Below are 21,072 nucleotides of genomic sequence, written 5' to 3'. Positions count from 1 at the left end.
ACGGGCCCCTCCACCACTCCGATCGCTGCGCGACAGGGAGGATCTTCACCCTTCCTTTGTAAATTTCTCCGACACTGCCCTTCGTGGACAGTCTGCTTTCCTTCTGGAGCCATTCGCTCGGCGCGGTGGCCTTCGCCGCCGTGCTCCTTTGGCAGCTGCGCGGCTGGGCGACGGGGCCGGCACAGAAGCTCCTGCTCGGCGGCCTCCTCACCACCGCCGCTTCCTCCTGGCTGACCGGGGTCGTCCCCGGCTCGCTCCTCGCCGCCCATGCCGAGACCGCGCGCAACCTCCTCTGGGTGGCGATGCTGTTCGTGCTTTCGGGCGCGAGCGGGGAGAGCGGGCTTCGCCGCCGCGGGGTCGGCCTCGTCTATGCCGCAGTCGCGCTCGTCATCGGGCTCCAGTTCGTCGCCGACAGCCTGCTGCCCTTCGCCTCCCCCGCCGGCGCCCCCGCGCTTGCCGCCAGCGCCACCCTGCTTCGGGTAATCGGCGCCGCCGGCGCGCTGGTCCTCGTCCACAACCTCTACGGACAGGCCGCCGCCACCAGCCGCGGCGCGATCCGCCTGCCGATGCTCGGCCTCGCCTTCCTGTGGAGCTACGACCTCAACCTCTACACGATGCTCGCGCTTCACGTGCCATTGGCCGAGGGTGTCGCCGACTATCGCGGGATCGTCGTCGCGCTCGCCGCCCCGGCCTTCGCGCTGACCCGCAGCGACAGCGAGGCCTGGTCGCTCAAGCTGTCCCGCGCGGCGACCTTCCAGTCCCTCTCGCTGCTCGCCATCTGCTCCTACTTCGCGGTCATGGCGGTGCTCGCCGCGGCGCTCCGGGCCGGCCAGTGGGACTGGCTCTCGGGCCTCGCCGTCCTGGTCCTCGCCGGGATGACCGTCGCGCTCGCCGTGCTCCTCCCCAGCCGCCGCGCGCGCAGCTGGACCAAGGTCAAGATCGCCAAGCACTTCTTCGAGCATCGCTACGACTATCGCGCCGAATGGCTGCGCTTCGCCGCGACACTCGGCGCAAGCGGCTCGGCCGAGCCCCTGGGCGAGCGCATCGTCCGTGCCTTCGCCGACATCCTTGAAAGCCCCGCGGGCCTGCTCCTAGCCCCCGACGACCAGGGCAAGGTCACCGCCGCCGGGCTCTGGCGCTGGCAGGACCGGCTCCCCGCCGGGCTGGTCGCGGGCGACGGGCTCGACGCGCTCTGGCCGCACCTCGCCGACGGCCGGGTGCTCGAGATCGACGCCCATCGCTATCGCTGGGGCTCCGCCGCGGACCTCGCGCTCCCGGTCCCCGGCTGGTTGCGCGACGAGCCCTCGCTGTGGGCCGGAATCCCGCTCGTCCATGGCGAGACCGTGGTCGGGCTCGTCCTGCTCACCGCGCCCGACCTCCGCCGCCCGCTCGACTGGGAGGATTACGACCTCCTCAAGACCGCCGGCCGCCAGGCCGCCTCGAGCCTCGCCGAGGCGATCGGCCAGCAGCGCCTCAGCGAGGCGCAGCGCTTCGACGAGTTCAACCGCCGCTTCGCCTTCATCCTCCACGACATCAAGAACCTCGTCAGCCAGCTGAAGCTGCTCACCCGAAACGCCGAGCGGCACGCCGACAATCCCGACTTCCGCGCCGACATGATCGCCACCCTCAAGGGTTCGGTCGGCAAGATGAACGACCTCCTCGCGCGCCTCGCTCCGTCGGGCGCGGGCGGGGTCCGTCCCGCCCTCGGACCCGTCGCGCTTCGCCCGATCCTTGCCGGCGTGCTCGCCGCCCACCGCGGCCACCATGAGGTCCGGCTGCTCGGCGACGGCGGGATCGAGGCGCTGGCCGATAGCGCCGGGCTCGAGCAGGCGCTTGGCCACCTCGTCGGCAACGCGGTCGACGCCAGCCCGGCCGACACCCCCGTCACCGTCCGGGTCAGCCGCGGCCCCGCCGAGGTCCGGATCGAGATCCTCGACGAGGGCGTCGGGATGGACGCCGAGTTCGTCCGCCTCCGCCTGTTCGCGCCCTTCGCCTCGACCAAGCAGGGCGGCTTCGGGATTGGCGCCTACGAGGCCCGCTCGCTGATCCTCGCCATGGGCGGCGCGCTGACCGTCGACAGCCGCCCCGGCCAGGGCACCCGCTTCACCATCACCCTGCCGCTCGCGGCATCGTCCCCATCCGCCCTCGAAAGGCTGTCCGCATGAGCGATTCCCCCGACCTTCCCGTGCTGCTCGTGGTCGAGGACGACGAGGGTCTCCAGCGCCAGCTGAAATGGGCCTATGAGGGCTATCGCGTGGTCAGCGCCTTCGACCGCGCCCAGGCGCTCGAACTGCTCCGCCTCCACGAGCCCGCGGTCGTCACCCTCGACCTCGGCCTTCCGCCCGACCCCGACGGGACCAGCGAGGGTTTCGCGGTGCTGAGCGACATCCTCCGCCTCCAGCCCGCGACCAAGGTCATCGTCGCCTCGGGCCACGGCGCCCGCGAAAGCGCGCTCCACGCGATCGCGCTCGGCGCCTACGACTTCTACAAGAAGCCGGTCGACATCGACGAACTCGGCCTGATCGTCGCCCGCGCCTTCTCGCTCCACGCGCTCGAGGCCGAGAACCGCCGGCTCGAGGCGCAGGCGGCCGACGGCGGCACCGTGCTCGGCCGGATCATCACCTCGGCGCCCGAGATGCTGCGCGTCGCCCGGACGGTCGAGCGGGTCGCCCCCGCCGACGTCTCGGTCATGCTGCTCGGCGCAAGCGGCACCGGCAAGGAACTGCTCGCCCGCGCGGTCCACGAGAAGAGCCGCCGCGCCGACGGTCCGTTCGTCGCCATCAACTGCGCCGCCATCCCGGAAAATCTCCTCGAGGCCGAGCTGTTCGGCTTCGAACGCGGCGCCTTCACCGGCGCGGTCAAGACCACCCCGGGCAAGATCGAGCTCGCCGCCGGCGGCACCCTCTTCCTCGACGAGATCGGCGACGTGCCGCTCCCGCTCCAGGTCAAGCTGCTGCGCTTCCTCCAGGAACGGGTCATCGAGCGAATCGGCGGCCGCCAGCCGATCGCGGTCGACGTCCGGATCGTCTCCGCCACCCACCAGGACCTCGGGGTCATGCAGGCCGACGGCCGCTTCCGCGAAGACCTCTACTATCGCCTCGCCGAAATGGTGGTGAAGATCCCGGCCCTCGCCGAGCGCCCCGGCGACGCGGTGCTGCTCGCCCGCCACTTCGTCCGCCGCTTCGCCCGCGAACTGGGCTCGCCGGTCACCGGCCTCGCTCCCGACGCGGTCGCCGCGATCGACGGCCACGCCTGGCCCGGCAACGTCCGCGAACTCGAGAACCGCATCAAGCGCGCGGTGATCATGGCCGAGGGCAAGCTCGTCGGCGCGCTCGACCTCGACATCGCCGAGATCTCCGAAGAAGCGTTCGACGCGATCAACCTGCGCGCCGCCCGCGAAAAGGCCGACCGCCGCGCCATCCACCAGGCGCTGGTCCGGACCGAGCACAATATCTCGGGCGCCGCCAAGCTCCTCGGGATCAGCCGCCCGACGCTCTACGACCTGCTCAAGCAGTATCAGCTGCAGGCCTAGCTCCCCCGCTTGCACGACGCGCGTCCTTCGCGCACCATCCGCTCCGGGGGTAGTCATGGTCTCCTGCAGTCTGCGTCTCGACAGTTCGGCGGATCACTGGAATTCGGGTTTCCGGATCGACAGCCGCTACCACCCGCTGGTCGCCCGCCTCACCCGCAGCGCCGAGCGCGACGCCGCCTCCTACCGCCGACGCGTGATCCTCGCCGCCCTGCTCGGCTATGTCGTGGTCGGCGCACTCATCGGGCTGCTTCTGGCGGTGGTCGTCGGCAGTGCCTGGAGCCTGTTCGGCTCGTCGAGCGGGGCCTACGTCAAGGTCAAGCTCGGCCTCGTCGCGGGCGCGCTCGCCTTCGCCATCCTGCGCTCGATGATCGTCCGCGACGACGGGCCGAGCGGGGTGCTCCTGCAACGCGACGACGCGCCCGAGCTGTTCGCCCTGATCGACGAGGTCCGGCTCCAGCTCGGCGGATTCCCGCTCCACGCGGTCTACGTCTCGGACGATCTCAACGCCTCGATGGCGCAGCCCGCGCGCTGGTGGATCTTCGGCACCCGCAACATCCTCACCCTCGGAATCCCGCTGCTGAGCAGCGTCGACCCGGCCGAGTTGCGCGCGATCATCGCCCACGAATTCGGCCACTCGGTCGGCGGGCACGGCCGCTGGGCGGCCTTCGTCTACAAGGTCCGGATGCGCTGGATGCAGATGGCGGAGCGGCTTCAGTCGGGTTTTGCCGCGGCGCTGCTCGGCCGCTTCTTCCGCTGGTACGGACCTTGGTTCAACGCCTACAGCTTCGTCCTCGCGCGGCAGCAGGAATATGAAGCCGACCGGGTCGCCGCCTCGGTCACCTCGCCCGCCACCGCCGGCCACGCGCTGCTCCGGATCGAGGCCGCGGCGGACCATTATTCGGATCACTGGGAGCGGCTGTGGAGCGAGGCCCGGACCAGCGCCGAGCCCTCGGCGCTTCCCTTCCGCTCCTTCCGCCCGCACAGCTCGGGCGATCCTTCGAGCGCCGAACAGGCGATCCGCCGGGCGCTTCGCCGGCCGACCGGCCTCGACGACACTCACCCCTCGCTGTCGGACCGGCTGGCGGCGCTCGGAGTCGCGGCCGACGCCCCCCTGCCCGAGACCGCCGGCTCCGCGCTCGACCTCCTCGGGCCCGCCGCCGACGCGCTGCTCGACCATTATGACCGCATGTGGTGGGACAATGCCCACCCCTCATGGACCGCCTTCCACGCCGACCTTCCCGCGCTCCTCGAGGAGCGTCACCGGCTCACCGCGCTGGTCGACACGGGCGAGGCCTCGCCCCCCGACTGCGACGCTCTGGTCGAGGTCGCCGAGCAGGTCGGCGGCACCGAGGGCGGGATCGATGCCCGCCGCAGCATCCTCCGCGCCTTTCCCGGCGCGGTACCGAACCGCTTCCACCTCGGCATGATCCTGCTCGGCCGCGACGATCCCGAAGGAGTCGCGTTGACCGAGCAGGCAATCGCCGAGTGGCCCGGTCTCGGCGAGGTCGGCTACGGCGCGCTCGCCGACTTTGCCGCGCTCAACGACGAGGCCGCAGTCGAGCGCTACCGTGCGCTCGGGGCGCAGGCCGTGGAGCAGGAGAAGCGCAGTTCGGGCGAGTTCAACAAGCTCGGACGCGGCGACCACTTCGCGCCGCTGTCGCTGTCACCGCCCGACCTCGCCCGGCTGGTCGCCGCGGCCTCGGCTGTGGAAGGCGTCAAGACGCTGGTCGCGGGCGAGCGTCGCCTCCAAAGCGACGGCCGCTGCCAGCGGGTGTTCGTGTTCGAGGCACGCCGCGGTCACGACTCCAATGCGCTGCTCGACGCACTCATGCCCCTGTTCCTTCCCCACGGCGACGTCGCCGGGATGGAGAAGGGCCTGCGCAACCGCTGGCTCCATCGCCGGCTCCGCGCACTCGACGGCGGGCGGTTGATCGGCGACTGAGCCTCCGCGCGGCAGCGCTCGCACGGCCCTCGCTTGCAAAATGTAATAATTCTGTCATCTCGCCGTCACCGTTGGAACCGGCCGCCTGGGCGTGCCGGCGGGCGGTCCGGGGACCTTCCATTCGCCAGATTGCCGCCCTTCCCTACCGCGCGCGGGGAGCGAACCTCGACGCACCGGTAAGCGTGCTGCTCGTCACCTCGCGTGAGAGCAAGCGCTGGGTCATCCCCAAGGGCAACCAGCCCGGCGGGACCTCGCCGCACGTCGCCGCCGCGCTCGAGGCCGAGGAGGAAGCGGGCGTCCGAGGCGCGATCTGCCCGGTGCCGCTGGGCTCCTTCCGCTACCGCAAGCGCCGCAAGACCGGCGCCAGCCTGATGTTCGATGTCGACGTCTATCCACTTTCGGTCAGCGAGGAGATGGACGACTGGAAGGAAGCGGGCGAGCGGACCCGCCGCTGGTGCACGCTCGCCGAAGCCGCCGACCTGGTCGAGGAACCGGACCTCTCCGACCTCATCCGCTCCTTCAACGCCGCCGAATTCAATGCCGCCGCCCGTCGCCGGAGCCTCTTCTCCGTCGTCGCCGAACGATCAAGGGTTGGACCCATGTTTGCCTGGTTTCAGAAACTGCTGCCCCAGACGGGCAATTTCTTCGAACTGTTCGAAGCCCACGCGCAGAGCGTGTGCGGCGCCTCCAAGGCACTCGGCCGGCTGTTCGACGGCGGCAGTGCCCGCGCCGAGCATATCCGCGAGATCAACGAACGCGAGAGCGACGCCGACGAGATCATCCGCGAGACTCTGTCGACCGTCCGCCGGACCTTCCTCACGCCGTTCGACCGCGGCGCGATCACCTCGCTGATCGGCGCGATGGACGATGCGATCGACGAGATGCAGGCCGCCGCCAACGCGGTCGATCTCTACGATTTCACCCAGATCGAGCCCGAGATGAAGGACATGGTCGCGATCATCATCGACAGCGGCCGGCTGATGGCCGAGGCGCTGCCGCTGCTCCGCGACATCTCCCCCAACGCCTCGCGCCTGCACGAGCTGACCGAGCGCATGGTGCGGATGGAAGGGCATGCCGACGAGACCCACCGCGCCGGCCTCAAGAGCGCCTTCGGCCGCTTCGGCAACGATCCCGCGGGCGCGATGCAGTTCACCGTCCGGCGCGAGATCTACAAGCATCTCGAGCGCATCGTCGACGCGTTCGAGGATGTTGCGAACGAGATTGACGGCATCGTCATCGACCATGCCTGAGGTCCGGGCCTGATGCACGAGCTCGCGCTGCCCCTGCTGGTGGGGCTGATCATCGTCGCGCTGGCGTTCGACTTCCTGAACGGACTCCACGACGCCGCCAATTCGATCGCCACCGTGGTCGCGACGCGGCTCCTGGGACCCGTCCAGGCGGTCGCCTTCGCCGCCTTCTTCAACTTCGCCGCTTACTTCCTGACGCTCGCTTTCCCGGCGCTGCACAAGGTCGCCGATACCGTCGGCAAGGGCCTGATCGACAAGGACCTCGTCACCCCCTCGGTGGTGTTCGCGGCGCTGATCGGGGCGATGTTCTGGAATGTCGTCACCTGGCTCAAGGGCATTCCCTCTTCGTCGAGCCATGCGCTGGTCGGCGGGATCGTCGGCGCCGGCCTTGCCTCGGCCGGGCTCGACACCATCCAGTGGAACGGCGTCACCAAGACCCTCGCCTTCATCCCGCTCGCGCCGCTGCTCGGCCTCGCCATGGCGATGATCGTCATGCTGCTGTCGAGCTGGCTCGCGCGGGTCGCCTCCAACCGCGGCGCCGACAAGGCCTTCCGCCGCCTCCACCTCGTCTCTTCGGCCGCCTACTCGCTCGGCCACGGCCTCAACGACGCGCAGAAGACGATGGGCATCATCACCGTGCTCCTCTTCTCGACCGGCTATCTCAGCGGCGACTTCCACGTTCCCCACTGGGTCGCGATCAGCTGCTACATCGCGATCGGTCTCGGAACGCTGACCGGCGGGTGGAAGATCATCGAGACGATGGGCAGCCGGATCACGAAGCTCGACCAGCACCAGGGCTTCGCCGCCTCGACCGGCGGCTCGGTCATGCTGTTCGGCGCGAGCCTGTTCGGCATTCCCGTCTCGACCACCCACACCATCACCGGCGCGATCATCGGTGCCGGCGTCGCCCGCCGCGCCAGCGCGGTCCGCTGGGGTGTCGCGCAGAGCGTGGTCATGGCCTGGCTGATCACCATTCCCGCAAGCGCCGCGGTCGCCGCGATCATCTACGGGATCACCACCCTCTTCTAGGCTCTTGCGCCGCCCGGCACCCGCCATAGGATAAGCGCGCTCCGCCCGGAGCCGGTTGGGGGTGCTTGCATGAGTGTGGTCCAGTCCGCGGCGCTCGCCGCCCTTCTCCTCGGCCAGGCCACCCCGGTGCCGCCGCCGGTCGTCACCGTCGTCGCGCCGCCGCGGATCGTCGTCGCTCCAGCTCCCGCTCCGGCGCGCAGCGCCGCCGAGGTTATCGCCTGCCAGCGCGCCTTCTACGGCCAGGACTATCTCCCGCAGCCGCCGCTCTTCCGCATTCGCGATTCCGACACGACCCTCTACCTGCTCGGCTCCATCCACATCCTCCCACCCGGCTTCGACTGGCGCAGCAAGCAGCTCGACGAAGTGATCGCCGTCTCGGACATGCTGATCACCGAAAGTGCGGGCAAGCGCCCCGACGCCCTCAATCCCTTCGCGCCGACTCCGACGACGCCCAGCCCCCATCCGCCCCTGCGCGACCGCCTCCGGGGCGAGCGGCTGGCAAAATGGCTCGGCATGGCCGCCATGGGTCCGCGACCCGTCGTCGAAATGATCGACCGGATGCCGAGCTGGCTCGCTGCCTTCACCATCGGCGGCATCGCCGGCCGAACCGACGTGACCCTTGGCAGAGGCGTCGAGACGCAGCTCGAGATCGATTTCCGCCTCAAGCGCAAACCGCTGGCGGGGCTCGAGGACGGCCAGGCGGTGTTCGACAAGGTCGGCGCGATGCCCGCGCCCGTCCAGCAGGCGATGCTCGACCAGGCGCTCGACCAGATCGGCACCACCCGCACGTCGGCCGACCTGCTCGCGACCTTCCACCGCTGGGCGCGGGGAGAGGAAGCGGCCGACCCGAGCGAAAGCGGCCTTCCGCCTGAGCTTCGCCAGATCCTGCTCGACGCCCGCAACCAGGCCTGGGTGCCCGAGGTCGAAAAGCACCTGCAGAAGCCTGGGTCTCGGCTCGTCGTCGTCGGTGCCGCGCACCTGCGGGGCAAGGGCTCGCTGCTCGACACGCTCGCTGCCCGCGGGATCACCGCCGAGCGGATCTCGCCGACCGGCCCGCCAAAGCCACGGGCGCTGACCGCGGCCAAGCCCGCCACCCTGCGCGAATGCTCGGGACGGCTCGTGCCGCCCCTGCCGCCTAGCCGAGTCCCTCGGCCATCTCCGCCACCTCCAGCCAGCGCAGCTCCGCCGCCTCCTTCTCCGACCGCTTCTTCTCGATAGAAGCCATCAGCGCGGAGAAGCGCCTGGGGTCGCGGGTGTAGAGCTCGGGATCGGCCATTGCCGCCTCGTCCGCCGCGATCTCCCGCTCGATCCGCTCGATCTCGCCAGGCAAGCGGTCGAGGTCGCGCTGGTCCTTGAAGCTGAGCTTCCGGTTCGCCGGGGGCGGCCGGGTCCCGCTCTCCTCCGCCTTCTTCTTCGCTGGCGCCGGGGCCTTGGCCGGTGCCCGCCGCTTCGCCCAATCCTCATAGCCGCCGGCGACCACGTCGACCTTGCCCGACCCGTCGAGCCCGAGCGTCACCGTCACCGTCCGGTCGAGGAAGTCGCGGTCGTGGCTGACGATCAGCACCGTTCCCTCATAGTCGGCGATGACTTCCTGCAGCAGGTCGAGCGTCTCGAGGTCGAGGTCGTTGGTCGGCTCGTCGAGCACCAGCAGGTTCGACGCCCGGGCGAATTCGCGCGCCAGCAGCAGCCGCGAACGCTCGCCCCCGGACAGGCTCGCCACCGGCGCCTCGGTCAGCTCGGGCGAGAAGAGGAACTCCTTGAGATAGCCCTTGATGTGCTTCTTGACCCCGCGCACCTCGAGCCAGTCGCCGCCGTCGGCGAGCACCTCGCGGACCTTCTTCTCGGGGCTCATCAGCTTGCGCTGCTGGTCGATGACGATCCCGTTCAGCGTCTTGGCCTGGACGACCTTGCCCTCGTCCGGCTGGAGCTCGCCGGTCAGCAGCTTGAGCAGCGTCGTCTTGCCCGCCCCGTTCGCACCGACGATCCCGATCCGGTCGCCGCGCTGGATCCGCAGCGTGAAGTCCTTGATGATTGTCCGCTCGGCGAAGCGCTTCACCACCGCCTCGGCGTCGATCACCGTCTTGGTCTTGGTGTCGTCGCGCGCCAGCCCGAGCTTGGAGACGCCCGGCCCGCCGATCATCGCCGCCCGCGCCTCGCGCATCTCGCCGAGCTTCGCCAGCCGCCCCTGGTTGCGCCGCCGCCGCGCCGTCACCCCGCGCTGGAGCCAATGAAGCTCGAGCTTCAACTTGGCGTCGAGCTTCTCGGCCGCCCGCTCCTCCTCGGCATAGACCCGCTCGGTCCATGCCTCGAACCCGCCGAAGCCGACCTCCGCCCGCCGGATCTGCCCGCGGTCGAGCCACAGGCAGCTCTTGGTCAGCCGGGTCAGGAAGGTCCGGTCGTGGCTGATGACGATGAACGCGCCCGAGAAGCGCTGAAGCCAGCCCTCGAGCCAGTCGATCGCGGCGAGGTCGAGGTGGTTGGTCGGCTCGTCGAGCAGAAGCACGTCGGGCTCGCGCGCCAGCGCCCTCACGATCGCCGCCCGCCGCCGCTCGCCCCCGCTCGCGGTCTGGGTGGTCCGGGCAAGGTCGATCCCGAGCTGGTCGGCGATCGCCGCCGCGGCATGCGGTTCGGGCGGATCTTCTCCCGCCAGCACCCACTCCTCGAGCGTCGCGTGCGCGCCCATCGGCGGGTCCTGCTCGAGCAGCACCACCTTCTTGCCCGGGACGATCGTGCGCTTCCCCTCGTCGGTGTCGATCACCCCGGCGAGGCACTTGAGCAGGGTCGTCTTGCCCGCGCCGTTGCGCCCGATCAGCGCCAGCCGGTCGCGCGGCCCGACATGAAGGTCGAGGTGGCGGAACAGCCAGCCCTCGCCCTGGACGAGGCCGAGGTCTTCATAGGAAAGGATCGGTGGAGCCATGCCCGCCACTTAGGCAGTGCATCGCTCCGCGTCATCACTTAGGCTGCGGCCGGGCGGAGCAATCCTCGCTGCCGGGAGAAAAGTGATGACGGTAGTCGGCATGGGCGGGTACTTCTTCCGGGCCAGGGACCCCGCGGCCCTCAAGAGCTGGTACCGCGATCACCTCGGCGTCGGCAGCGGCTGCGGCACCGACGACCAGGGGCAGTCCAACGAGTGGCTCTGGTACACCAAGGGCGGGCCGATGGTGTTCGAACCGTTCAAGGCCGACTCCGATTACTTCCCCGACGACAAGCAGGCGATGGTCAACTTCCGAGTCTCCGACCTCGACGCGCTGTGCGACAGGCTCGCGGCCGCCGGAGTGGAGGTCATCACCAAGGACGGGTGGAACAGTCCCGAAGTCGGCCGCTTCGCCCGGGTCCACGATCCCGAGGGGAATGCGATCGAACTGTGGCAACCCGTGCGGCCCGCGTGAGACGGTTCACAAGCTATTCAAATCCTTGTGCTACAAGTCCCCTCGACATGCGTAGCCTGTTCACCCTGTTCCTGGCGGCCCTGGCCGTCACCACCCCGGCCGCGGCGCTCGAGCGTCCGCGCGACCAGGATCGTGCGTTCGAGGCGACCCGTAAGGGACGTTCGATGCCCCTGCCGATGATCGAGCGGCGCGTGCTGCCCCGAATGGGCGGCGCCGACTATCTCGGACCTGAATTCAACGGCTCGACCTACCGCCTCAAGTTCATGCGCGGCGGCCGGGTGATCTGGATCGACGTCGACGCCGCCAGCGGCCGGATCGTCGGGCGCAGCGGCGAGTAGTCGTCGCAAGGCTTCATTTCGCCAAAGCAACCGTTCATCTTGGGATGTGTTAAGGTCCTCAAAAGGGAGAAACACATCGATGCGCGTGCTGATCGTCGAAGACGAACCTTCGCTGGGCCGCCAGCTTCGCTCGACCCTCGAGGGCGCGGGCTATGCGGTCGACCTCGCCACCGACGGCGAGGACGGCCATTATCTCGGCCAGACCGAAAGCTATGACGCGGTCGTCCTCGACCTCGGCCTGCCCGAGGTCGACGGACTGACCGTGCTCGACCGCTGGCGCAAGGAAGGGCGGCGCATGCCGGTGCTCGTCCTCACCGCCCGCGACAGCTGGTCGGACAAGGTCGCCGGACTCGACGCCGGTGCCGACGACTATCTCGCCAAGCCGTTCCAGACCGAGGAACTGATCGCCCGCCTCCGCGCGCTGATCCGCCGCGCCTCGGGCAACGCCTCGTCCGAGCTGATCGCCGGCGACATCCGCCTCGATACCCGCTCGGGCAAGGTCACCAAGGACGGCGAGCCGGTCAAGCTCACCGCGCAGGAGTATAAGCTCCTCAGCTACCTCATGCACCACAAGGGCAAGGTGGTCAGCCGGACCGAGCTGATCGAGCATATCTACGACCAGGACTTCGACCGCGATTCGAACACCATCGAGGTATTCGTGACACGCATCCGCAAGAAGCTCGGGCCCGACGTCATCACCACCATCCGCGGCCTCGGCTACAGCCTCGAGGAGCCTGCATGAACGCCGCCGTCCCGGCCAAGGCCGGGACTTCCGAAGAAAGCGGTTCAAGGCCTGCGACCGGTCCCCGTCGTCTCGGGACCGGCTCGCTGACCCGGCGAATGATCGTCGTCGCGGCGGTATGGATCTCGATCCTGCTGTTCGCCGGCGGCTTCGCGCTCGACCGGGTGCTGACCAACAGCCTGGTGCGCAGTTTCGACGACAGCCTCGAACTCGTCATGCGCTCGATGATCGGCGCCTCCGAGATCGGCACCACCGGCGAGATCCGCTTCTCGCGCCCGCCCGCCGACCAGCGTTTCATCGAGAGCTACTCGGGCAGCTACTTCCAGATCTCGCCGCTCCCGGGCGCCGACGGCCGAGTCCCCGACGTCCCCGACTTTCCCTCGCGCTCGCTGTGGGACCGGCGGCTCAAGGTCGAGCCCGCGTTGGGCCGGATCGATACCGCGACCTACGACAGCTACCAGTTCGTCGACGAGCCGCTGCGGATCGTCGAGCGCGACGTCATCATCCCCGGCTCGCCGGTCAAGTGGCGCTTCCAGGTCGCGCAGAGCCGCGAGAACCTCGACCTCCAGCTCAAGGAGCTGCGCACCGTCCTCATCTGGAGCTTCGCGGTCCTCGGCCTCGGGCTGATCATCCTCGCCGCGCTCCAGACCGTCTATGGCCTGTGGCCGCTGCGCCGGGTGCGTTCCGAGGTGATCGCGATCCGCTCGGGCGCCAAGACGCGCATCTCCGACGACTTCCCCGACGAACTCCAGCCGCTGACCGAGGAGATCAACCAGCTCCTCGCGCACAATGAGGCACAGGCCGACGAGGCGCGGCGCCACGCTGGCAACCTCGCGCACGCGCTCAAGACCCCGCTCACGGTCATCACCAACGCCGCCACCGCGCGCGATCCCGAGCTTCACGACACCGTCTGCCGCGAGGCGACCACCATGCGCCGCCAGGTCGACCACCACCTCGCCCGCGCCCGCGCGATCGGTCGCCGCGCGTCGGCCCAAGCCCGGGCGCCGGTGTGGGACAGCCTCCAGGCGGTCCAGCGCGCGGTCACCACCATGCACGCCGGCTCGACCATCGACATCGCCGGCGACAAGCGCGCCGAGGTCCGGGTCGAACGCCAGGATCTCGACGAGATGCTCGGCAACCTCGTCGAGAATGCCGCGAAATATGGCTCCGGGCGGGTCTTCGTCACGGTCGAGGTCTCGGCGCCCTTCGTCGACATCATGATCGAGGACGACGGGCCTGGCATCCCGGCGACCCAGCGCGACGAACTGTTCACCCGCGGCAAGCGGCTCGACACCACCGGCAAGCCCGGCACCGGCCTCGGCCTCGCCATCGTCCGCGACGTCGCCGAGATCTACGGCGGTCGGATCACGCTGGAGGAGAGCGAGGACCTCGGCGGGCTGTTCGCCCGGCTCAGTCTTCCTGCCGGCTAGCCTTCAGGCTGCTGGCAATCGCTTCCATCAGTTCGTCCGCGGTAAACGGCTTGGCCAGCGTCGCCGTGTCGAGACAGGCACGGCGCAGCTGCTCGGTGTCAGAGAAGCCGGTGACGATCAGGAACGGCACGCCCGGCCGGACCCGCCGCGCTTCCTCGATCAGCTCGGCGCCACTCATCAGCGGCATCAGATAGTCGGTGACGATGAGGTCGAACTTCTCGGCGGCCAGCGCCGCCAGCGCGCTGGTGCCGTTGGCGACCGCGTCGACCGCATGGCCGGCCTCGCTCAGCATTCGGGCAATCGTCCCGCGGACCTCGGGGTCGTCGTCCACCACCAGCAGTCGCAGCGTCTTGCTGGTGCCCGGTGCGGCAAGCTCGCTTGCCTCGGCCCGGGCCGCGGCCTTCTCCGGCTCGGCGCACGCCCGTAGCGCGAGGGTGACCACCGTGCCCTCGCCTTCCTTGCTGGCGATCTCGACCGTTCCGCCCGACTGCTCGACCACCGCGAACACCTGCGGCAATCCAAGTCCGGTCCCTTGCCCGGTCGGCTTGGTGGTGAAGAACGGCTCGAGGGCGCGCCGCCTTGTCTCCTCGCTCATTCCGCTGCCGCGATCGATCATCGAGAAGCGGATCACCTCCTCGCCTTCCCGGCCATGTCCATCCGCCTCGACCCTCAACGTGATGGGGCTTCCCTCGGGGGAGGCGTCGCGGGCGTTGATCGCGAGGTTGAGCAGTGCCAGCTCGATCTGGGTGCGATCGGTCAGGATGCACGGCGCCACCGGGTCCGCTTCGATCTCGAAGCGATTGCGGGCGCCGAGCGTGCGCTGGATCAGCTCGCGGACGTCGGCCAGCAATCTGGTGACGTCCACCGCGCCGATCGCAAGCCGTTGCCGGCGCGAGAAGGCGAGCAGTTGCTGGGTCAGCCGCGCGGCGCGCTGCGCCGAGGTGAGCGCGCCTGCCGCAAGCCGCCGCCCGCGCTCGTCCAGCCCGTCTCGCCGCTGGAGCTGGTCGAGGGTCCCGATCACCGGGGTCAAAAGATTGTTGAAGTCGTGCGCGAGGCCGCCGGTGAGCTGTCCCAGCGCCTCCATCTTCTGCGCCTGCTGCATCCGCTCGGCGAAACGTCGCGCGTCCATCATCTGCCGCACCGCGAACCAGATCAGCAGCCCCGCAAGCACCAGCGACAGCAGCGCGGCGACCCCGAGCGAGGCGAAGAAGCGCCGCGCCGGATTGTCGAGATAGGCCGACCCCAGCGCCAGGTGCGCGCTCCAGCCGGTCAGCCGCGACCGGGTGAAGGCCGAATAATTCTCCAGTCCCTCCAGCGTTTGCCCGCGGTAGAGGTCCGACGCCTTCCCCGAGCGGACCGCCTGCTGGACGTAGGTGGAGCTCAGCGTCGAGAAGCGCTCCTCGTGGCCGAGCGAGCGGGCGATGAAGCGGGCCTGCGGTCCGGCCAGCGCCGACACGTCATACTCGCTCCGCGGCGGGAGCAGCCGGGCGAAGGTCTCGGACCGCGAGAAGAGGGTCAGCGCCACCGGTTGCCCGCGGATCTCGCCCGAGCGCTCGAACAGCAGGCAGCGGCAGCCGCCGCCATTGGCGAAACCGGCGAAGATGGCGCGGTCGTTGACCGGCCCGATGCTCCGCAGCCGCTCGCCGTCGGTCACGCCCTGGCGCAGAAGCACGCGCCCGCTGCGATCGCGGACCTCGAAGCCGGTGATGTCGGGGTGGAGCTGGGTGAACTTGACGACCCGCTGGGCAAGCGCGTCAAGCTCGCCCCGCTCGAGCACCGCCGAGGTGCCGAGCGCATCGAGCACCGTCGTCAGCCGCATCACCTCGCCGTCGGCGCGAAGGATCACCGCCGTACTCGCGCTCAGCGCCTGCGCCTCCAGCACCCGGCGCTGCTCGCGCGACGAATAGCCGATCTGGAAGATGGCGAAGAGCAGCAAGGGGACGAGCGCCGCCGCGGCGATCAGCAATGCCGACCGCCGGATCGATGTACGCTGTGACGCTCCGTTCAGACGCTCACCCCCATTGTCCCCGCCGCTTCAGCGAGCAAGCCCTGGCAAAGTTCCGCCCGCGCAACAAACACGCCCCGGCCTTGCTCCCGCCGCGCTCCCCGCCTACCCGCTGGCCTCGTGACCGCCTCGCTCCACAGCCTCACCCCGCCGCCCAGCCTCGATCCGCTGGTCGCGCTCACCGCGCCCGACATGAACGCGGTCAACCAGGTCATCCTGTCGCGGATGCAGAGCGAGGTCCCGCTCATCCCCGAGCTCGCCGGCCATCTCATCGCCGGCGGTGGCAAGCGGATGCGGCCGATGCTGACCTGCGCCAGCGCCGCGCTCTGCCAGTATAACGGCAGCCGCCACCACATGCTCGCCGCCGCGGTCGAGTTCATCCACACCGCGACGCTGCTCCACGACGACGTGGTCGACGGCTCGGGCACCCGCCGCGGCAAGCGCACCGCCAACCTCATCTGGGGCAATCCCGCGAGCGTGCTGGTCGGCGACTTCCTCTTCTCGCGCGCCTTCGAGCTGATGGTCGAGGACGGTAGCCTCAAGGTCCTCAAGATCCTCAGCCGCGCCTCGGCGGTAATCGCGGAAGGCGAGGTCGCGCAGCTGACCGCGCAGCGCCAGATCGAGACTCGCGAGGACACCTACCTCCACATCATCGAGGCCAAGACCGCCGCGCTCTTCTCCGCCGCCTGCCGCATCGCCCCGGTCGTCGCCGAAGCCGGCGAGGAGGCCGAGGACGCGCTCGAGAGCTTCGGCCGCAATCTCGGGATCGCCTTCCAGCTGGTCGACGACGCGATCGACTACACCAGCGAGAGCGCGACCAGCGGCAAGGACCTCGGCGACGACTTCCGCGAGGGCAAGATGACCCTTCCCATCATCCTCGCCTACGCCCGCGGCTCGGAGGAGGAACGCCGCTTCTGGAAGGAAGCCGTCGGCGGCGAGCGCACCTCGGACGAGGACCTCTCCCACGCCGTGTCGCTGCTCAAGCGCACCGGCGCGATCGACGAGACGCTCGAGCGGGCCCGCACCTACGCCCGCCGAGCGCTCGACGCGATCGCCCCCTTCCCCGCCGGCAAGGCCCGCGCCGCCCTCACCCAGGCGGTCGAATTCGCCGTCGCCCGAACCTACTGAGCCGCACTCCCGCCGAAAAACACCCGCTTGCGAACCTCACTCGAAAGTGAGACGTTACACTGTCTCATGATTGAGGAGTCGCTTGCATGGCCGCACTCGCCTTGATGCCGCAGTCCACCCCCGAGCCGATGGTGGAACTCAACACGACGCCGCTGATCGACGTCATGCTGGTGCTCATCATCATGCTGATCATCACCATCCCCGTGCAGACCCACTCGGTCAGCCTCGACCTCCCGACCGGACCCCCGCCGCCGACCCAGCCCGACCGCACCAAGAACAAGATCGTCGTGACCGAGGCCGGCACCCTTCTCTTCAACGGGATGTCGGTCAGCAGGCCGCAGCTCCAGTCGCTGCTCTTCGCCACCGCTCAGCTCCCCGACGAGCCCGAGCTCCAGCTCCAGCCCGCGGCCCTCGCGCCCTACGGTCTGGTCGACGAGCTGCTGGTCGACATCCGCAAGGCGCAGCTGACGCGCGTCGGCTTCGTTGGCAATGAAAGTTACGCCCGCTTCTGACCGGCCCGGCGCGACCATGAGGCGAAACGGGGAACAAACCTCCCCGCTTCCCTTTCTTCCTGTCTCACCCCCCGAGACAGGAAGACGCCTCCTTATGGTCGACACGATCGGTTACGCCGCCAAGCACAGCTTCAGCCGCATGAAGCCCTTCCGCTTCACCCGCGAGGAGCCCAAGGACAATGAGCTCCTGATCGAGGTGCTCTATTGCGGCCTCTGCCACTCGGACATCCACCAGGTGAAGAACGAGTGGTCGAACACCGTCTACCCCTGCGTCCCCGGCCACGAGGTCGTCGGCCGGGTCGCCAAGGCGGCGAAGAACGGCAAGTATAAGGTCGGCGAGATCGTCGGCGTCGGCTGCATGGTCGACAGCTGCCAGTCCTGTGCACCCTGCAAGGAAGGCGACGAGAATTACTGCGAAGGCCCCAACGGCTTCCTTGCCACCTACAACGGCCCCTTTATCCCCGCCGCCAAGGCCGCGACGGGCGAGAACATGTACGGCCGCGACAACACCTATGGCGGCTATTCCTCGAACATCGTCTGCCGCGAGGACTTCGTCATCCGCATCCCCGACGCGCTCAAGCCCGAGGAAGCCGCGCCGATCCTCTGCGCCGGCGTCACCACTTATTCGCCGATGAAGCATTGGGGCGTGAAGCAGGGCGACAAGGTCGGCGTCGTTGGCCTCGGCGGGCTCGGCCACATGGCGGTCAAGATCGCCAGGGCGCTCGGCGCCGAGGTCACCGTCTTCACCACCTCGCCCGAAAAGAAGGCCGAGGCCGAGAAGCTCGGCGCGACCCACGTCACGGTCGAGAAGGAGCTGAAGAAGGAGGCCGAGAAGCTGTCCGCGGTCCCCGGCACCTTCGACTTCATCATCTCGACCGTGCCCGAGAAGCACGACATCAACCCGTTCATCGCGCTCTTGAAGCGCGACAAGACGCTGGTGATCGTCGGCGCGCTCGAGCCGATGGCGGGCGTCGACAACAGCCAGGCCGCCTTCCACCGCCGCTCGGTCGCGGGCTCGCTGATCGGCTCGATCGCCGAGACCCAGGAAGTAATCGACTTCTGCGCCGAGCACGGAATCGCGCCCGAGATCGAGATCATCCCGGCGCAGGACATCAACAAGGCGATGAAGAAGGTCGAGAAGGGCGACGTACGCTTCCGCTACGTCATCGACATCGCCACCCTCGCTAACGAGGAAGCCGACGAGGAGTGAGCCGGCCGGGGGAGCGGCACCCGGCCGCTCCCCTTCCCTCGCCGCTCAGATCCGCCCGCAGTCGCTCGGCGCGCGCGTCCCCGCGAACCGCTCGCCGATCCATTCGATGGTCGCCGCCGCGCTCTGCTTGGCGGTGGTCGCATGGTCCTTGCCGGGCAGGTCGAACCAGCGCACCCGCACCCGGTTGGCGCACATCCGGCGGGCGAAGGCGCGAGTCACCGCCGGCGCGACCAGCGGATCCTGCGCCGTCTGCGCGAACATCACCGGGACCCGGCTGACCGGGCTCGTGCTGTTCGCCGCGACATAGCTCGCCCAGGGCGGGGTCCGGCCGAGGTCGACCCGCGCGAGGTCCTGCCGAAGCGCGAGGATCCCGAGCAAAGTCCCGAGATTGGGCGCCGAATCCACCGTGACGCACTTCTGCGCCAGCCGCCGGATCAGCCCCGGGGTCCGCGCCTGCCCGATCCTCAGCGGGACGCCATAATAGCGGCTCCAGCTTTCGGTCGCGAGCGCGGTCAGGAAGCCCTTGGCGTTTGGATCGCTCGCCTGCGCGAAGTTGGCGGCAAGGTCGGTCGGCGGCGCCCCCGCGGCGACCCCCACCAGTGACAATCCCCCGCCATCGGCCGCCATCATCTGTCCGGTCCACAGCGCCGCATGGCCGCCCTGGCTCTCGCCCCACACCGCGAAGCGATTGCCCGCCGCCGCCCCGCCGACCTGCTGCGCCGCACGTACCGCGTCGAGCACCGAGCGCCCGGTCGTCGTGCCCACCAGATAGGGGTGGACCCCCGCATTCCCGAGCCCGGGGTAGTCGGGTGCCACCACCACATAGCCGCGCCGCACCGCGTCCAGCGCCGGAAGAGTCTCGAAGAAGCGCGCGCTGAGCGAGGGTGCGCAGCCCTGCGCGGTGCCCCAGGTGCCATGGGTCCAGGCGATGACCGGGCGCGGCTTGGTCGGGACCGCCTCGCGCGGCGCAACCACCATCGCGGTCAGTTCGCGCACGCTCGTCCGGTCGTCCCGACTGAGATAGCGCACCTTCCACGCCTGCATTCCCGCCGGCGTATTCGCCACCGGCTCGGCCGCGACCAGCCTTCCCGTCTGCGCGACTGCGGGCGTGGCGGACATCATCAGGACCAGGATGGCGGCACGACGCATCGATCGTCTCCTCGACAAGCACGCCCCGCCCCGCTGCCACTATCGACCGCGTTCCTATGAACACGCAAGACCGCCACAACCTCCCCGTTCCGCCCGGCGGAATGGGGAGGGGGACCACTCGGCCGCAGGCTGAGTGGTGGAGGGGCCAGAGCGACTCTTCACTGTGGGACACTATGTCCAATGCCGCACCGTTGCCGCCGGCACTAAATCCACTCCATGCCCCATGACCGTCAGAACGCCGCCGCCGACTTTCGGCGGATCATGAAGCTCATCATCCTGCTGGCGGTGGTCTTCACGATCGGCGCGCTCGTCTATCTCGGCGCCACCGGCGAGCTCTACCTGCACATGGTGGTGGCGGTGATCGGCGGCGTGTTCATCTCGGTCCTGCTCGGCTGCGGCCTGTTCGCCGCCGCTTTCTTCAGCGACAAGAGCGGGCACGACCAGAGCGTCACCGACGCTACACGGTCGCGGGTCGACTGACTCCAGCCCGCGGTTGCAGCCTTCCTTAACCGCCCCGCGCTAGTCGGTTGTCATGAACGCCGACTTCGACGCTTTCCCGACTCTCGAACGCGCGCTCCAGTCGCACTATCGCGGCCATGCCGACCGCGACTGGACCGAGTGGAAGGCGGACCACTTCCGCGCCAGCGCCGACTTGATCCCGGACGAAGCCCGCTGCGCCTGGCTCGCTCGCGACGGCAGCAACTATCGCGGCCTCGGGCAGCGAACCGCGCTCCGTCACCTCGTCGCCGCCAACGTCGACCAGCCCTGTCTCGAGGAGATCGGCCGGATCTCGGGGCTCGAACGGCTCGAGCTCGAGTGGCCGTTCGTCGCCACCGACCTGTCCCCCCTCCTCGGGCTCGACCGGCTATCGCATCTCAGCATCGACAGCCCGCGCAAGCTGTCCGACTTCGCCCCCCTGCTCCGGCTTCCCGCGCTTCGGACGCTGCTCCTCACCAATGCCCGAAGGATGCCCGGTCTCGACTGGCTCGCCGACGCGCACCAGTTGCGGGTGATCGGGATCGAGGGCGCGATCGACACTCCGCTCACGATCAACAGCCTCGCGCCGCTTGCCAGTCTTGCTTCGCTCGAGGCCTTTCTCGCCGTCTCGACCCGGCTCGCCGACAAGGACCTGTCGCCGCTGGCACTCTGCCCGCGCCTCCGTTTCCTCGACATTGCCCGGGTCGCCCCGCGCGAAGCCTTCGCCCGTCTGCATGCCGAGCGGCCCGACCTCGTCTGCCGCTGGTTCGATCCGGCAAGCTGGACCGAGGGCAGGCTGCGTCCCGCCTAAACCGATTGCCAAGTAGGACTTGGCATGATCTACTCGCCAGGGTGGTTCGCCTGCCAGACTCACTCAGATACAAGCCTCTCTTTGCACGTTTGACGCTTGTAACCATACCGGTGTGTCAAACTCGCAACTCT

General features: G+C 69.3%; 18 protein-coding genes. 15 read left to right on the top strand and 3 right to left on the bottom strand.

All coding sequences use genetic code 11. The features are described from left to right. Positions 1–83 precede the first annotated feature (83 nt). The 6 genes from prsK to ABD727_RS04975 all read left to right on the top strand — a co-directional run bounded on the left by prsK (position 84) and on the right by ABD727_RS04975 (position 8,968). Positions 84–2,165, top strand: coding sequence for an XrtA/PEP-CTERM system histidine kinase PrsK (gene prsK, locus ABD727_RS05000; protein ID WP_344706280.1), 2,082 nt, complete (start codon positions 84–86; stop codon positions 2,163–2,165). Next, a complete protein-coding gene (prsR, locus tag ABD727_RS04995; RefSeq protein WP_344706279.1) occupies positions 2,162–3,532 on the top strand; it encodes a PEP-CTERM-box response regulator transcription factor in 1,371 nt (456 codons plus the stop codon). The genes prsK and prsR overlap by 4 nt, the downstream gene beginning before the upstream one ends. 55 nt (positions 3,533–3,587) lie before the next feature. Further along, complete coding sequence (locus ABD727_RS04990; protein WP_344706278.1) at positions 3,588–5,474, top strand: M48 family metalloprotease; 1,887 nt, start codon at positions 3,588–3,590, stop codon at positions 5,472–5,474. Positions 5,475–5,545: 71 nt separating this feature from the next. Next, positions 5,546–6,724, top strand: a complete 1,179-nt coding sequence (locus tag ABD727_RS04985) for a DUF47 family protein (protein WP_344706277.1) — start codon at positions 5,546–5,548, stop codon at positions 6,722–6,724. A 12-nt stretch (positions 6,725–6,736) separates the two neighbouring features. Next, positions 6,737–7,750 carry an inorganic phosphate transporter gene (locus ABD727_RS04980; RefSeq protein ID WP_344706276.1) on the top strand — a complete coding sequence of 338 codons (1,014 nt, stop codon included), beginning with the start codon at positions 6,737–6,739 and terminating at the stop codon, positions 7,748–7,750. Between the two features lie 69 nt (positions 7,751–7,819). Next, entirely contained in the window at positions 7,820–8,968 is a 1,149-nt protein-coding gene (locus ABD727_RS04975) for a TraB/GumN family protein (RefSeq protein WP_344706275.1), read from the top strand. On the opposite strand, the gene ABD727_RS04970 is transcribed toward ABD727_RS04975, so the two are convergent. Continuing rightward, positions 8,886–10,667 carry an ABC-F family ATP-binding cassette domain-containing protein gene (locus tag ABD727_RS04970; protein ID WP_344706274.1) on the bottom strand — a complete coding sequence of 594 codons (1,782 nt, stop codon included), beginning with the start codon at positions 10,665–10,667 and terminating at the stop codon, positions 8,886–8,888. The two genes, ABD727_RS04975 and ABD727_RS04970, sit on opposite strands and share 83 nt — an antisense overlap. Positions 10,668–10,752: 85 nt before the next feature. On the opposite strand from ABD727_RS04970, the gene ABD727_RS04965 reads away from it, so the two are divergent. The 4 genes from ABD727_RS04965 (at position 10,753) to ABD727_RS04950 (ending at position 13,649) form a co-directional block, all read left to right on the top strand. Further along, positions 10,753–11,139, top strand: a complete 387-nt coding sequence (locus ABD727_RS04965; RefSeq protein WP_344706273.1) for a VOC family protein — start codon at positions 10,753–10,755, stop codon at positions 11,137–11,139. Between the two features lie 47 nt (positions 11,140–11,186). Next, entirely contained in the window at positions 11,187–11,477 is a 291-nt protein-coding gene (locus ABD727_RS04960; RefSeq protein ID WP_344706272.1) for a hypothetical protein, read from the top strand. Between the two features lie 79 nt (positions 11,478–11,556). Then, positions 11,557–12,219: a response regulator transcription factor gene (locus ABD727_RS04955; RefSeq protein ID WP_314443682.1), complete on the top strand. Its 663-nt coding sequence runs from the start codon at positions 11,557–11,559 to the stop codon at positions 12,217–12,219. After that, on the top strand, positions 12,216–13,649 hold the full coding sequence (locus tag ABD727_RS04950) for a sensor histidine kinase (protein ID WP_425566760.1): 1,434 nt from the start codon (positions 12,216–12,218) through the stop codon (positions 13,647–13,649). Before ABD727_RS04955 ends, ABD727_RS04950 begins: the two co-directional genes overlap by 4 nt. On the opposite strand, the gene ABD727_RS04945 is transcribed toward ABD727_RS04950, so the two are convergent. Then, positions 13,630–15,615: a response regulator gene (locus ABD727_RS04945; protein ID WP_344706271.1), complete on the bottom strand. Its 1,986-nt coding sequence runs from the start codon at positions 15,613–15,615 to the stop codon at positions 13,630–13,632. The two genes, ABD727_RS04950 and ABD727_RS04945, sit on opposite strands and share 20 nt — an antisense overlap. 159 nt (positions 15,616–15,774) lie before the next feature. On the opposite strand from ABD727_RS04945, the gene ABD727_RS04940 reads away from it, so the two are divergent. From ABD727_RS04940 to ABD727_RS04930, 3 genes are all read left to right on the top strand, one after another. Further along, entirely contained in the window at positions 15,775–16,782 is a 1,008-nt protein-coding gene (locus tag ABD727_RS04940; RefSeq protein WP_344706270.1) for a polyprenyl synthetase family protein, read from the top strand. Between the two features lie 86 nt (positions 16,783–16,868). After that, on the top strand, positions 16,869–17,294 hold the full coding sequence (locus tag ABD727_RS04935) for an ExbD/TolR family protein (protein WP_344706269.1): 426 nt from the start codon (positions 16,869–16,871) through the stop codon (positions 17,292–17,294). Between the two features lie 94 nt (positions 17,295–17,388). After that, entirely contained in the window at positions 17,389–18,504 is a 1,116-nt protein-coding gene (locus ABD727_RS04930; RefSeq protein WP_344706268.1) for an NAD(P)-dependent alcohol dehydrogenase, read from the top strand. A gap of 45 nt (positions 18,505–18,549) precedes the next feature. Here ABD727_RS04930 and ABD727_RS04925 read toward each other — a convergent pair whose 3' ends face one another. Then, a complete protein-coding gene (locus ABD727_RS04925; protein ID WP_344706267.1) occupies positions 18,550–19,653 on the bottom strand; it encodes an alpha/beta fold hydrolase in 1,104 nt (367 codons plus the stop codon). 216 nt (positions 19,654–19,869) lie between these two features. Between ABD727_RS04925 and ABD727_RS04920 the strand changes: the two genes are divergently transcribed. Then, positions 19,870–20,133, top strand: coding sequence for a hypothetical protein (locus tag ABD727_RS04920; RefSeq protein WP_344706266.1), 264 nt, complete (start codon positions 19,870–19,872; stop codon positions 20,131–20,133). 52 nt (positions 20,134–20,185) lie between these two features. Next, positions 20,186–20,941 (top strand): leucine-rich repeat domain-containing protein, encoded by a 756-nt coding sequence (locus tag ABD727_RS04915; protein ID WP_344706265.1) that lies wholly within the window; start codon positions 20,186–20,188, stop codon positions 20,939–20,941. The last annotated feature ends 131 nt before the right edge of the window (positions 20,942–21,072 follow it).

It is taken from the genome of Sphingomonas swuensis (assembly GCF_039538045.1).
GTDB classification, from domain to species: domain Bacteria; phylum Pseudomonadota; class Alphaproteobacteria; order Sphingomonadales; family Sphingomonadaceae; genus Sphingomicrobium; species Sphingomicrobium swuense.
The sequence above is the reverse complement of the archived record's forward strand: the minus strand, read 5'-3'. Positions and strand labels throughout refer to the sequence as shown.

Excerpts from the sequence above, each read along its gene's own strand:
- ABD727_RS04990 (WP_344706278.1), top strand. The coding sequence starts at position 3,588 with ATGGTCTCCTGCAGTCTGCGTCTCGACAGTTCGGCGGATCACTGGAAT.
- ABD727_RS04960 (WP_344706272.1), top strand. The coding sequence starts at position 11,187 with ATGCGTAGCCTGTTCACCCTGTTCCTGGCGGCCCTGGCCGTCACCACC.
- ABD727_RS04955 (WP_314443682.1), top strand. The coding sequence starts at position 11,557 with ATGCGCGTGCTGATCGTCGAAGACGAACCTTCGCTGGGCCGCCAGCTT.
- ABD727_RS04965 (WP_344706273.1), top strand. The coding sequence starts at position 10,753 with ATGACGGTAGTCGGCATGGGCGGGTACTTCTTCCGGGCCAGGGACCCC.
- ABD727_RS04950 (WP_425566760.1), top strand. The coding sequence starts at position 12,216 with ATGAACGCCGCCGTCCCGGCCAAGGCCGGGACTTCCGAAGAAAGCGGT.
- ABD727_RS04915 (WP_344706265.1), top strand. The coding sequence starts at position 20,186 with ATGAACGCCGACTTCGACGCTTTCCCGACTCTCGAACGCGCGCTCCAG.
- ABD727_RS04920 (WP_344706266.1), top strand. The coding sequence starts at position 19,870 with ATGCCCCATGACCGTCAGAACGCCGCCGCCGACTTTCGGCGGATCATG.
- ABD727_RS04975 (WP_344706275.1), top strand. The coding sequence starts at position 7,820 with ATGAGTGTGGTCCAGTCCGCGGCGCTCGCCGCCCTTCTCCTCGGCCAG.
- ABD727_RS04980 (WP_344706276.1), top strand. The coding sequence starts at position 6,737 with ATGCACGAGCTCGCGCTGCCCCTGCTGGTGGGGCTGATCATCGTCGCG.
- ABD727_RS04970 (WP_344706274.1), bottom strand. The coding sequence starts at position 10,667 with ATGGCTCCACCGATCCTTTCCTATGAAGACCTCGGCCTCGTCCAGGGC.
- ABD727_RS04930 (WP_344706268.1), top strand. The coding sequence starts at position 17,389 with ATGGTCGACACGATCGGTTACGCCGCCAAGCACAGCTTCAGCCGCATG.
- prsR (WP_344706279.1), top strand. The coding sequence starts at position 2,162 with ATGAGCGATTCCCCCGACCTTCCCGTGCTGCTCGTGGTCGAGGACGAC.
- ABD727_RS04925 (WP_344706267.1), bottom strand. The coding sequence starts at position 19,653 with ATGCGTCGTGCCGCCATCCTGGTCCTGATGATGTCCGCCACGCCCGCA.
- ABD727_RS04935 (WP_344706269.1), top strand. The coding sequence starts at position 16,869 with ATGGCCGCACTCGCCTTGATGCCGCAGTCCACCCCCGAGCCGATGGTG.